Below are 13,380 nucleotides of genomic sequence, written 5' to 3' on the forward strand. Positions count from 1 at the left end.
CCCTTTAGGGGTGGGGTAAAAGAAAAATCAGATTTTACCGATGCTTAATATAGTGAAAGTTTCTTAGTCAATTCCTTTGATTAGATTCTTCAAGTGTTTAAAAGCTGCATCATTCAAACTGACCTGCTTGTAAATATCGATAAAATCGGCAGAAGTTATTTTCTCAAAATCTTCCCTTCGGGGGAGGATTGCCAGGCCTCCCATTTCAACCGAGGCCGGGCTCATCAGAATTTGCTCGCTTCCTTCCTTAAAATATTGGCAAGGGCGCTGTCTTTCGCGCGGAAAGAGTAGTACTTGCCATTGCCCGTTTTCAAAGTTGGCGAGTATATTCATCATCGGCTCATCATCGTTTTCGTTTTTGGGTAACAAGCCCAAAACTCGTTCGACAAACAGAATTAACTCGGTTGAATCAGTCGACGTGAATACAATCAATTTTCGAAGGTAGACTTCATCCAACGCGTAAACCTGTGTTGAGTTGAGATTTGCAAGTTGTTCGGCTTTTGATTCCAGTCGTTTTGTTACCTCCCGGTCAACAGGCATTACATTTTTTCCTCCGGCCTGAAAATGAAAATGGTCTGGGGCCGAAGCACCGCACTTTGGGCCGTTGTAAAATAGCGTGAAATCAGGCAAGGCCTCAGCGAGCACCAGCATATCCAAAAGTCGTCCTTCGAAATGTTGAGGCACATGTTCGTAGCCAACAATGGTCAGGTGCTTTTCGAAAATCGGGTAAGGGTTGATGAGAACCTCATATTTGCCTTGGAAATCCACCCCGGCCTGTTCGGTCGGGCGATTGCTTTTGCACAAAAAACAGGGACGTTCACTAATCGATGTTCGGTCGGTTTTAGCGGCAGACGAGTGAATTCGTCCGGGGTTGAACTGAGCTACAATTTGAAAATCGTCGAACTGGAAGCTGCGTTTTTCGACGCTGGCCAGATCGTCGTAATTTTTCCGCGCCAGCTTCCATTCTCGGGTTTGCTGATTGATTAATTTGTCTATCTGTACGGCTAGTTTCAAGTTTTTCGTTTCAAATTTTATCTTATGACTCCAGTTTGTTTAGCTTCAACCGTGCCTTCAGCTCAAACGTACGCAGACCATCTTTGTATTGGTTGTGCGCATTTTGCTTGTTAATATCCAACGATGCATCCGAGTTGTCTTCCCAACGGCGGCAGCGGTAGATGGGGTTGTAAATCCGGCCAATTTTCCATTGGCGTGAAATAGCCAGGCCCATGGCGTAATCTTCGCCGTAGCTGGTATTCGGAATCCGAATGTCTCGGTAAATCGGTGTGTAAAATGCCCTCGGTGCTCCCAGTCCGTTAATTCGCAGCGCATTGTTGGGGCCATTCTCCGGAGTCCATTCCCTGTGTTCGATTAGTCCCGGTGGAATCTCTTCCAACTTGAAATTACACATCTGGTACGATCCAATGACCATGGCGCACTGCTCCTCGTGAAACTTGTCGACCACCTGTTGCAAGGTTGTTTCATCAAAATACAAATCATCGCTATCGAGTTGAACAGCGAAACGGCCACATTGCGGATGGAAAACGGCTTCGTTCCAGCAACCACCAATTCCTAAATCGTTGCGTTCGGGAATGAGATGAATCAGCCGATCGTCCGTGTAACTTTGGAGTAGTTCCGTTGTTCCGTCGGTTGAGTGATTATCGATGATAATTAGGTTAAAGGCAAAATTACAGTTCTGAGACAGCACTGAGTCTACCGCATCTTTGATGGTTTTGATCCGATTCCGAACAGGAATGACGACAGTGGCTTCAACCGGGAAACCGTCCTCGAACTGAACCGTTTTAAAATCCGGTTTCAAAAAGGCGCCTATTTTTTGCAGGTGAACGGTACAGGCCTGTTCCAACTCGATTTGCCGTTCCCGGGCCGAACTGGTCACGTAGTCGAATAACTTTTCTCCCGACTTCCGGGTGTCGGTTTCCGCCATGGTGAACAGCAATTCAGGAACTCGCGTAATTTCGCCCATGCGAGAGGCCAGCAAGCGCAAAGCATAGTAACCCGCATGGTTCCAATCGCCGGTAACGGCCGCTTCGAATGTTTTCAACACATCCGTGCGGTACAATTGTACCGGGCCAAAGTTGAAATCGTCGCGCAGGCTACCTTCCTGGTAGGCAATTACCGGGTGCGCCGCCAATACACCTTCTTTTTCTTCGTAGTAGTCGGTGTACAGCATGGTCGCGTCGGTGTAATCTGCCAATTGTATCAGGCGTTCCAATGCGAATTGGCCGATGGTCAATTGTTTTTCGTTGAGGGCCAGCAAAGCGTAGTCACTTTGCGCATGTTCTGTTATTGTCTTGATGGTTTGTGTCGACAACGGCAGACCGGTAGTTAAACAGTTTGCACCGGCCACTTCAACCGGTTTCGGCGCTAAAACATAAATTGATCTGACCAAGGGCAATTGCCGAAGTTGGTCAACGATATCTTGTGTTTCTTTGAGCCCGATCCAGGCGATAAAACTGTCAATTTGCATAGGCTGAAAAGTTGATCCCGGCAAGTCCGGGAGTTCTAAGCTCTGTTATTCCGTTTGTTGGTCGTTACCATTTTATGACTTCCGGTTTGGTTGCTTTCCCTTCATTATTCATTCGGTCCAGCGCAGTTACCCGGAATTCGTAGCGCTCTTTTTTGCCTTTCCGTCGTGCCAATTTAATTTCAGTATCTTCCGTAATCATGTAGATTGAACGCACATCGGCTTCATTCAGTTGCTCACCGACTTTGTTTTTATAAACGATGTAGCGTCTGGGTTCATCCATGGGGTTCGAGAAATCTGATTTCTCCCATATTAATTTGCGACCACTTTTCCGGAAGTTGACCGGAGTTTTCGGAGGCATGAAATCGATCCATGGCATAGGCGGAACCAGTGCCTGTGTGGCGTAAAGGTTGTTTTGAAGACTATCCTGCAGCCCCAGTAAATTTCTTTTCAGTTGTTTTGCGCTAAAGAATACGCTTCCCTGAATTCCGGGAGTTTGGCGGGTCAGTCGGATTTGTTCCGGCATTTGACCGGCCTGTGTCCATTCCGGTGTCGACGACTTGGCATCAATCCGGTACAGCCCGTGCCCGATATAAACGTCGCGGTTAAAGGCGTTCTTACTCCACCAGTCAATCAGTGTAATATAGTTGGCAGCCGGGTGCCCGATTTGCCAGTAAAGTTGCGGCGTTACATAGTCGATCCAACCGTACTGCAGCCACTTCAGGATGTCGGCATATAAGTCGTCGTAATTGGTAACACCGGCACGGGTCATCGAGCCGCGGGCATCTTTATCGATGTTGCGCCAAACGCCGAAAGGGCTGATGCCAAATTTCACCCATGGCTTGGTGGCTTTAATCGTCTTGCCCAGCAATTGGATTGTCAGATCAACATTGTGACGTCGCCAGTCCTCCAACTGATCAGCCCCGAAATGATAAGGATTGGTGGCAAACTGAATGTCGTCCGGGAAAGCTTCGCCGGCAACGGGGTACGGGTAAAAATAGTCGTCGCAGTGGATGGCATCAACATCGTAGTGTAGCACGATGTCCTTCACCACGCCGGCGATAAACTGACGGGTTTCTTCCAGTGCCGGGTTGAAATAGAGTTTGCCGCCGTATTTCACAATCCACTCCGGATGTTTAAAGGCGATATGTGATGAAGAAAGCGGTTCGTTGGCATCTTGTGCAACGCGGAAGGGGTTGATCCAGGCGTGGAACTCCAATTGACGTTTGTGTGCTTCATCAATCCAGAACTTCAGCGGATCGTAACCGGGATCTCTACCGGGCGTGCCAGTGAGGTAACGCGACCACGGCTCCAGTTTGGAAGGATAAAATGAATCGGCGGTTGGGCGAACCTGGAAAATAACAGCATTCATTCCATTCTCGACCAACAGATCCAACAGTTCAATCGCCTCCGCTTTTTGTTGTTGAACGGTCAGGCCTGGTTTCGACGGCCAGTCGATATTGTTGACAGTAGCTACCCAGGCTGCCCGAAATTCGAACTTAGGGGCTGGTTGCGATTGTGCAAATCCAGAAAAAGTCAGTAGGATGAAGAGCAAAGCAAAAACATTCCGCATCATGTGCATAAGAGTTTCAGTTTATCAAAGCGTTTGTCATGAAACAGCCAATAGGCCCGGCTGTTTTAGATTTTGATGAATATTTTCTTTTTGTACAAAATAAGGGCAATTATCCAGAAAATTATGGCCAAATGCAAGGCAAAAAACAGCGACCCGTTGAGCTCGCCCGCCCATGGAACCAGTAATTTGTTGTAAATGAACCCCTGGAGGCTCGTTCCGTCCGGAAGTTTGATCACCCAGAGCATGGTGGCCCACACGCCGGCAAGTACATAAATGAACAGCGGGTTCATGCCGTAAACCAGGAAGGGGTGTGCCCATTTTCGTATTCCTTTGATGTCGATCAACCAAATGAGGAATGCCAGGAAGATTGCCGCGAGCCCGCAGGTCAGCAAAACGTAGGAGCTGGTCCAGATAGGTTTATTGACAGGAAAAAAAGGATTCCAGATCAGTGCCAACACAAAACCGGCCAGTCCCCAAAGAAACAATTTGATGACAACTTCTTTTTTATTTTCATGCTCATCAATTAGTTTCCCGGCAAAGTAGCCAAACAGAACATTCACAACGGCCGGTAAGGTACTCAGCAGTCCTTCCGGGTCGAAAGGAATACCGTAGCCTCCGTACATATGGCTTTCACCGAGTAGTTTCAAATCGAGGCTACGCACGACATTGTCCTGCAATGTGAGTGGATGGTCGCCACCAAACAGCAGGAGGATTCCCCAATAGGCAAATAAGATGATGGCCGACGACCAGTAACTTGCACGGACCGGAACCAAAAGCACCAGAAAGGAAGCGGTGCAGTAGGCCAGTGCGATTCGTTGTAAAACACCCATGATTCGCCAACTTTCAAGACTGAACCCAGTAAAAGGGAAAGCGTTCAGAAACAAGCCCAAGGCAAAAATGATCACGGTTCGTTTGATGATTTTCAGGCTCATCGGTAAAGAAAGCTGGTGATCTGTCTTTTTGAAGGAATACCACATGGCTGTTCCGACAATAAAAAGAAAGAAGGGAAAAACGAGGTCGGTGGGTGTCCATCCGTGCCATTTGGAATGCTCTAGCGGCGGATAAATGTGACTCCAGCTTCCGGGATTATTCACAATGATCATCAGCATAATGGTCATTCCCCGAAGAACATCAAGGGATTGAAGTCGTTTGCTTGACTGCATGATTGAAATGGTTTAAAGTTGTATTCGGATTAGGTTGTCGACGCCAAGCGATTTTAACTGTTTGATTGCGCGTCGGAAGCAAAGCTAGTGATAATTTATTTGCCGTAAAACGGACCGGAAGTACAGATGATCCGTTAAATTTGAGACAACTTACATAAAAATTTGACAGATATGATTTTGCTTGCAGATAGTGGTTCTACAAAAACAGATTGGTTGGTCGCGGACGATTTTGGGGAGACGCGTCGTTTTCAGACTTCGGGTATCAACCCTTTCTTCCGGACGACAGAGGATATTGTCAATGAACTGGCTCCCGTTTTTAAACTGCACCACCTGCCGGTAGAGGAAATCTTTTTTTACGGGGCGGGCGTGGTGAACGAAGAAAAAGCGGAGGTGATCAAACAGGCCATGCGCCAATTGTTTGGCGATGTTCGTTGTGAAGTAGCCAGCGACGTACTGGGTGCAGCCCGGGCAGTTTGCGGAAATACGGCGGGGATTGCCTGTATTTTAGGTACGGGAGCAAACGCGTGTTACTACGATGGCGCGCAGGTGGTGAAGGGCATTCCGCCGATGGGATTTATTTTGGGCGACGAGGCCAGTGGTGCCGTTTTAGGCCGCAATTTGATTGGCGACTACTTTAAGGGAGTGATGCCAGCCGATTTGCGCGAAAAGTTTTATGCTCAGTTTGGCGTAGAAAAGGATACGGTGTTGGAGCGTGTTTATCGTACCGAAAAGCCGAATAAATACCTCGCCACCTTCACCGTGTTTTTAAGTGAAAACATTGGTGAAAGCTATTGCCGGGATTTGTTGCACATGCAGTTTCGGGCTTTTATCGAGCGCAATGTGTTGCAATTGCCTGAGTCGGCAGATCATCCGGTTAGTTTTGTTGGCTCGATTGCCCACTTTTTTCGCGATATTCTGAAAGATGAACTAGAGAGACACAAGCTGACTTTAGGCACGATCCAAAAGGGGCCAATTGAAGCTTTACTGGCTTATCATTTTCAACATTAAGAATTAATTTGCGTAATCGATTGCACTGCAAATAAGCTGTTTGAGAATAAAGCGGTTAGATAAAAGTAGAAATAACATTTAAAAAATAGAATTTTTAATTTTCGATATCAAGGAAAATGATATCTTTGCCCTCATAAACATGTGTGTTTGTCTTTCAAATCCAATTTGTTAGCAAACACGAAATCAAGTAGTGATCCCGCATTCGCGGGTGAAGCTCATGGTTTAATAGGTTTAGTTGGTTTAGGTTAGTTCCGGGAGACCGGAGCGGAAAGGCAATCGGGAGGTTGCCTTTTTTCGTTTTCAGGCTGTAACTGCGGCATGAAATTCTTCGTTGTATTCGGAAAAGCCGTTCGTGGTAAGCATCACTTTTAGTACGAAAAGGAGCAAAATACAAAATCAAAACCGATGATCCTTTTTGCTGCGTCATTCCTACTATCGGCTTTTAGTGTTAAACCTCACAAAACCAAACGATGAAAACAATCAAGCTTTTTTTTATCGCCATGCTGGCAACTGCAATGTTGGCCGGCTGCGGAGATGATGACGAAGGTGATTCAAATCCGGCGAACTATTTCAAAGTAGATGGAAAGACCTATGAGCTAAAAGTAGGCTATTTGCAAAATTGGGGAACAGATGAAGGCTATTACGAGGGCTACAATCTGGACCTGGTTTTGGTATCCGATGGCTTTAGTTTCGATATGGAAAGCTATGAGTTGACGGGCATTGGCGATGCTGTTTATTTTGAAATGTTTACGACAGAGTCAACCGGGTTGGATGCCGGGGAATATGAATATTCGAGTACCGAACCGTATCCGACCGGATCTTTCGATTACGGGGAATATTACGTGGGCTTCGACATTGAAACGGAAGATTATGAAAGTTACGGCTACTTTACAGCGGGAACGGTGACCGTGAGTAAAAGTGGCAGCACCTACCAAATCTCGTTCAGTTGCACAACTTCGACCGGGAAAAAAGTGACCGGTTATTTCAAAGGAATATTGACCAGCTTGGACTATGATCTTTATGGAACCGCGAATCGGGCGGCTAAGAAGATCAGCTTTGCAAAAAACTGATGTCGGGATTGGAGTGCTCTGTCTTTGGGAATTATTTAGGCAGAACCAAAAAAACGTTGATATTTTAATTCATAAACTGTGAATTATGCAATTCAGATATGCCCGTCACACCCCCGATTTAAATGCTTTGGAAGATTTTTACACCGGCGTTTTGGGACTTGAAGTGCTTGGCCGTTTCGAAGGTCATTCGGGTTACGATGGTGTTTTTCTGGGTAAAGAGGGAAAAGGATGGCACTTTGAGTTCACCCAATCCGAAGACTTGCCGGAGCACAGTTCGGATGACGATGATTTGCTGGTCTTTTATGCCGAGTCTCAACTGGAGTACGACACGATTTGGGCTGCGATTCATGAAGGCGGATTGGAACTGGTTTTGCCGAAAAATCCGTATTGGATTGAACACGGCATTTGCATTCTGGACCCCGATGGTTTTCGGGTGATGATTAGCCGCCAGCGGGTGAAAGGTTAGAGTTTGCCCTCGAAGTATAGTTGGGAAAGGGATGTCATCTTTCGAAAGATGACATCCCTTTTGAATTAAAACTCAATTTTTACGGCATAATCCACCGGAACGGCTTTGCCGCGCTGCTTGCCGGGTGTCCAATCTTCCATTCCTTTGACTATAGTGGCCGCATATTGGTCGACCTTTTCATTGCCACTACTATCCCACAGGTCGAAATTAGTTGGTGTTCCTGTTTCTGAAACAGTGAACCTAATTACAGCAGTTCCGGAAAGTTTAATGCCGTCAAAAAACTCCTTGTTTTTTATTTCTTTCTTTTTCTCGTTTATATATTTCGCTAACGCATACTGTCCTCCGGGATATTGCGGCATCTCTTCAACCACAACAAATACTTCGTCAGAACCAGAACGACGGATTGATTCCGGAACTGGAGGAGGAGGTGGTGGTGGAACATCCCCTTCTTTAAAATCCGTTGAGATATTATTAAGGCTTCTATTCATTATAAATCTCACCAACGGTTTTTCTGAATTGTTGTCGTTTATGCTTGTTAGCCCTCGGTGGTAACCCACGAAGGAGGCGACGAGTCGCATCGGTTCCGCATTCGGAAGTTTCACGGCGAGCCAGATTTTCTCTGGTTTTTCTTTTGGCTCTTTATTTAGAAAAACTTTTGTTCCTTCAGGTAATTCAAGTTTGAATCTTCCATCAGGACCAGCAACCGTTCCAATTGTCGTTCCTTGAATAACAATGGAAGCACCGGGCATTGGGAGATTAAATTCACTCTGAACAGTGCCTGCTAAGATGATATTGTTTTCATTATTATCCACTTGAAGAGAAGTGCTATTGATCGGAGTTGGAGATTGCTGATCTTGCTTCAGATGATACTTCGGTTGCGCAAAAGCAAATAATAGTCCTGCAACAACAGGGAAAAGCAATCCGAAGCGTAGCAATTGTTTTCGTGATGTTTTTTGTTTTTTCATCATGTTTAAACGGGTTGGGCCAAGGGCGAAGTTCAGGTTGTTCGATAAGCCGAGCACCTGCATGCCCATCAGCTGATTAACTAATAAAAGCTGATACCTGGCTGGTGATTGGCCCCGGGAAAGTACACCTTGATCGGCCAGGTATTCGTGATTTTGTTTAATGGCCTGTTCCAGTAGCCAGCTGATGGGGTTAAACCAAAAGACCAGCGTGAACAGTTCTATAACGAGCAGATCAATCCAGTGTCGCTCGCGAATGTGCACTTCTTCGTGAGCCAGGATGACATCCAAATCTTCCTGCTTGTGATATTCAGGATGAATGAAAATATGATTGAAAAAGGAGAACGGAACCGAAAAGTGTCGGTTCTCGACAATTGAGTAATTGCCGCTTTTCCCTTTTTTATTGGTTAAGATCAATCGAATGGGCTTAATGCTTTGGATCAACAGCCGCAGGGCCAGTAAAAACAAACCGGTGCAATAAATGGCAATGAGTACAGACGACCAGCTAAATCCATTATCGGTGGCTAGCAACTGATCATTGGGAACTGTTGTAGTTGACTTGAATAGTTCGGCCCAATCTTCTGCTTGTACCGGAGTTTTTCCTTCTACCCAAACCGTGTATTGCAATGGAAACAAGGCAAATAATACGGGCAAAACTATGGCGGCCAGCAGGTACAGGCGATTCAACTTAAAGAAGGTGGTTTTACGCAACAACAGTGCATAGAATGCATAAAATAGTGCGCTCCCAATGCTGATTCGGATGATGATTTGCAGGATTGTTTCCATGTTAGTCTGCTGTTTGATCTGGTTTGTTCAGTTCTTGTTCGGCTTCTTTTAAAATGGCTTCGAGGTCGGCTAAATCCAGTTGGTTCTCGCGGGCAAAGAAGGTCGCCATTTTCGGGAACGAACCGTTAAAGTAGTTTTTCAACAAGGATCCAAATTGGAACTTCGTGTATTCGGCTTTGGTCACTTCAGGAAAGAACAGATTGGTGTTGCCAATTTTTTTGCGACCAACAAAACCTTTTTTCTCCAGTACCGACAGGACAGTGGCAACGGTCGTATAAGCTGGTTTCGGATCGTCAAATTGTTCCACAACGTCTTTAACTACAGTCTCCTTCAGTTTCCAAACATATTGCATCACTTGTTCTTCTGCTTTGGTCAATTGAATCAGTTCCATCCGTATAAATTTTAATTCTACTACAAATATAGTAGGTCGATTTGAAATTATTACTATGTTTTTAGAAATAATACTATGAAAATAGTAATGTTGAAATTAAGAGATTGTAAAACAGCGGTTTTATGATTTAAATCTCACTCAATACTGTTTTGGCTTTAGCAACGGTCGAGATGTTTTCGAAGCTTAAACTCAACTTGTTCAACTTTTCTTTCATGCGGCATTTATTCGGGTTGTGCTGCACGTAGCTCAATACCCTGGTAAAAGCTTCCGACTGGTAGTAGGGCGACTGCTGGTCGGAAATAAAGTAGCAGATCATTTTTTTGTTCTTCAGAATGATCCGCTCAATACCGAGGTTGATAGCCACCCAACGCAAGCGAACCACTTCCAGTAGCTCCACGCTTGGTGCCGGCAGCTTGCCAAATCGGTCGGTCAGGCTAATTTCAAATTGCTGCAGGTTCTCCTCGGTTTCCATGCTGTCTAACTCGCGGTAGAGCAGCATACGCTCCGAGATACTTTGGATGTATGCGTCGGGGAACAGCAATTCCATATCCGTGTCGATCTGGCAATCGCTGATGAATTTATTTTTCAGGAAGGCTTTGCTGGCGTCGGCCTGCTGTTCTTCCTCAAACAGGTCTTTGTACTCGGTTTGCTTCAATTCCTGGATCGCTTCGTTCAGAATGCGGTGGTAGGTTTCGTAACCTATGTCGGCAATGAAACCGCTTTGCTCGGCTCCCAGCAAGTCGCCGGCACCACGAATGTCGAGGTCGCGCATGGCAATGTTGAACCCACTGCCCAGTTCCGAGAATTCTTCGATGGCCTGTAGTCGGTGTCGGGCCTCGGTGCTTACCATCGAAAGTGGAGGTGTCAGCAGGTAACAGAAGGCTTTTTTGTTCGAACGTCCCACGCGGCCACGCAGCTGGTGCAAGTCGCTCAAACCAAAGTTTTCAGCGTGGTTGATGATGATTGTGTTCGCATTCGGAATATCCAGTCCCGACTCGATAATGGTGGTGGCAATCAACACATCCTGTTCGCCATTGATAAAGTCGAGCATGATTTTCTCCAGCTTCGGTCCCTCCATTTGTCCGTGACCGACAACCGTTTTTACGCCCGGAACAATGCGACGAATTGTAGCTTCCACTTCGTAAATATTCTGTACCCGGTTGTGAATGAAGAATGCCTGTCCGTTGCGAGCCAGCTCGTAGTTGATCGCATCGCGGATCAAATCTTCATTGAACCCGTGTAGTTCCGTAATAATCGGGTATCGGTTGGGGGGAGGTGTTTGAATGATGGATAAATCTCGGGCACCCATGAGCGAAAACTGCAAGGTACGCGGAATCGGTGTGGCAGTTAGTGTAAGCGTGTCCACATTCACTTTTAGTTGTTTCAGTTTCTCTTTCACCGAGACACCGAATTTTTGTTCCTCGTCGACAATTAATAACCCGAGGTCTTTGAATTTCACATCTTTCCCCACCAAACGGTGTGTGCCGATGAGAATATCAACTTTTCCGTCGGTTACATCTTTCAAAATTCGTTTGATCTCAGCGGCAGGACGTAGTCGGCTGATGTATTCCACCTTCACCGGGAAATCTTTCAAACGATCGGAGAATGTTTTGTAATGCTGAAGGGCCAGAATAGTGGTTGGAACCAGTACGGCAACCTGTTTGCTGTCGGTGGCTGCTTTAAAGGCGGCGCGCACGGCGATTTCGGTTTTCCCGAAGCCTACGTCACCACAAACCAGGCGGTCCATCGGGATGTGACGTTCCATGTCTTCTTTTACAGCCTGGGTTGTTTTCACCTGATCGGGCGTGTCTTCGAAAATGAACGACGCTTCAAGTTCGTTCTGCAGATACGAGTCGGGCGTAAAAGCATGCCCTTTTTCCTGCCGGCGCTTTGCATACAACTTAATCAGGTCGCGCGCAATGTCCTTCACCTTGCTTTTGGTGCGCTCTTTCAGCTTTTGCCAGGCACCGCCACCCAGTTTATTGATTTTCGGTTCAAGACCTTCTTTGCCTTTGTATTTTGAAATGCGGTGCAGCGAATGAATACTTACCAACAACACATCGTTGTCGCGGTAGGTCAGGCGAATGGCTTCCTGCATTTTGCCGTTCACCTCGGTTTTCACCAGGCCGGCAAACTTCCCGATCCCATGGTCGATATGCACGACGTAATCGCCGGGGTGCAGTTTATTTAGTTCTTTGACCGTGATGCTCTCGCGCTGGTCTTTCCGGGTTTTAATCTTGAAACGGTGATAGCGCTCAAAAATCTGGTGGTCGGTGTAACAGGCGATCTTGGTGTCGTGGTCCACAAAACCTTCGTGCAGAGTGAAACTGAAATCGGTGAATTTCACATTCAGCCCCTGGTCGTTGAAAATGGCGTGTAGACGTTCAATCTGCTTCTCGCTGGTTGAAAGAATATAATTTTTGTAGCCGTTGGCCAGGTTCTGTTGCATGTTTTTCGCCAACAACTGAAAGTTCTTGTTGAATACCGGCTGCGGTGCACTGTTGAATTCAATCACAGGAGTTGCGTCGAAACCGGTACGGTTGCCGGTTGCAATAAGGCTGAATTGAAGCGCTTTCTTTTTGAAATCCGGTCCCGAGATGATGCGGTTCGGCAGATCCTCCGGAACATCATCGCCTTGCAGGGCTTGTTTGTAGCTGTTCTCAATTAACTCGGTAATTAAGTCCAGGTCGTTGAAATAGAGGATACTATTTTCGGGGATGAAGCAGAGGAAATTATCCCGGCGTTCATCGTCCAGTCCGCTTTGGATGTTGGGGATGATGACAATCTTCGACAGTTGCTTCTTCGAAATCTGGCTTTCAATATCGAAACTTCGAATGGAGTCCACATCGTCGCCAAAGAAATCGAGTCGGTAGGGATCTTCATTCGAGAACGAATAAATGTCGACCAAACTCCCCCGAATCGAATATTGACCGGGCTCGAACACAAAGTCGACCCGCTCGAATCCATATTCAAACAGCACATCGTTCAGGAAATCGATGGAAAGCTTGTCACCCTTATTTACGGTAAAGCTGTTGGAGGCAAGTGCTTCGCCAGTGATCACTTTCTCAACCAAAGCCTCCGGATAGGTGACAATGTTTACCGGGTTGCCTTCGCGGATTTGGTTGAGGACTTCGGTTCGTAAAATAATGTTCTCCTGCTCCAGGTGCTCACTTTGGATGGCACGCTTGTACGAACTGGGAAAGAACAGCACGTTCTCACCGGTTTGGAGGTTGTTCAGATCGTCGAAAAAATACGCTGCCTCTTCCCGGTCGTTCAAAATACAGATGGTAACCTGTTGTTGTTGCTCGGCCAAAATGGAGGCGAAGATGCTTTTCAGAGACCCCACTAATCCGTGCAGGTGAACTTTAGATTTGGGGGTAGCAATGCTCGTCAACGCATGTTTGAAAGCATCGTGGTTCTGATAAATTTTACGAAATTCGAGTAAGTCCAAAGCACATAAATTTGCGGGCAAAGATACA

10 protein-coding genes are annotated in these 13,380 nt (G+C 46.4%); 3 read left to right on the plus strand and 7 right to left on the minus strand.

Annotated features, from left to right (window positions below):
* Positions 1 to 63: 63 nt before the first annotated feature.
* From BC643_RS15910 to BC643_RS15925, 4 genes are all read right to left on the minus strand, one after another.
* Positions 64 to 1,014 carry a DUF4922 domain-containing protein gene (locus BC643_RS15910; protein ID WP_245994984.1) on the minus strand — a complete coding sequence of 317 codons (951 nt, stop codon included), beginning with the start codon at positions 1,012 to 1,014 and terminating at the stop codon, positions 64 to 66.
* 22 nt (positions 1,015 to 1,036) lie between these two features.
* Positions 1,037 to 2,485, minus strand: a complete 1,449-nt coding sequence (locus BC643_RS15915; protein WP_120274019.1) for a glycosyltransferase family 2 protein — start codon at positions 2,483 to 2,485, stop codon at positions 1,037 to 1,039.
* A gap of 64 nt (positions 2,486 to 2,549) precedes the next feature.
* On the minus strand, positions 2,550 to 4,058 hold the full coding sequence (locus BC643_RS15920) for a glycoside hydrolase family 10 protein (RefSeq protein WP_245994985.1): 1,509 nt from the start codon (positions 4,056 to 4,058) through the stop codon (positions 2,550 to 2,552).
* Between the two features lie 62 nt (positions 4,059 to 4,120).
* Entirely contained in the window at positions 4,121 to 5,218 is a 1,098-nt protein-coding gene (locus BC643_RS15925) for an acyltransferase family protein (protein WP_120274020.1), read from the minus strand.
* Positions 5,219 to 5,389: 171 nt separating this feature from the next.
* On the opposite strand from BC643_RS15925, the gene BC643_RS15930 reads away from it, so the two are divergent.
* The 3 genes from BC643_RS15930 (at position 5,390) to BC643_RS15945 (ending at position 7,762) form a co-directional block, all read left to right on the plus strand.
* A complete protein-coding gene (locus BC643_RS15930) occupies positions 5,390 to 6,226 on the plus strand; it encodes an ATPase (protein WP_120274021.1) in 837 nt (278 codons plus the stop codon).
* A 470-nt stretch (positions 6,227 to 6,696) separates the two neighbouring features.
* Positions 6,697 to 7,296 (plus strand): hypothetical protein, encoded by a 600-nt coding sequence (locus tag BC643_RS15940; RefSeq protein WP_120274023.1) that lies wholly within the window; start codon positions 6,697 to 6,699, stop codon positions 7,294 to 7,296.
* 85 nt (positions 7,297 to 7,381) lie between these two features.
* Positions 7,382 to 7,762 carry a VOC family protein gene (locus BC643_RS15945; protein ID WP_120274024.1) on the plus strand — a complete coding sequence of 127 codons (381 nt, stop codon included), beginning with the start codon at positions 7,382 to 7,384 and terminating at the stop codon, positions 7,760 to 7,762.
* Between the two features lie 65 nt (positions 7,763 to 7,827).
* On the opposite strand, the gene BC643_RS15950 is transcribed toward BC643_RS15945, so the two are convergent.
* The 3 genes from BC643_RS15950 to mfd all read right to left on the minus strand — a co-directional run bounded on the left by BC643_RS15950 (position 7,828) and on the right by mfd (position 13,352).
* The gene (locus BC643_RS15950; RefSeq protein ID WP_120274025.1) at positions 7,828 to 9,510 is read right to left on the minus strand and encodes a TonB family protein; all 1,683 of its coding nucleotides are present in this window, start codon (positions 9,508 to 9,510) and stop codon (positions 7,828 to 7,830) included.
* 1 nt (position 9,511) lies between these two features.
* Entirely contained in the window at positions 9,512 to 9,901 is a 390-nt protein-coding gene (locus tag BC643_RS15955; protein WP_245994987.1) for a BlaI/MecI/CopY family transcriptional regulator, read from the minus strand.
* Between the two features lie 127 nt (positions 9,902 to 10,028).
* Complete coding sequence (mfd, locus tag BC643_RS15960) at positions 10,029 to 13,352, minus strand: transcription-repair coupling factor (protein ID WP_120274026.1); 3,324 nt, start codon at positions 13,350 to 13,352, stop codon at positions 10,029 to 10,031.
* Between the last annotated feature and the right edge of the window lie 28 nt (positions 13,353 to 13,380).

Origin of the sequence: Mangrovibacterium diazotrophicum (assembly GCF_003610535.1) — a bacterium.
Taxonomy (GTDB): domain Bacteria; phylum Bacteroidota; class Bacteroidia; order Bacteroidales; family Prolixibacteraceae; genus Mangrovibacterium; species Mangrovibacterium diazotrophicum.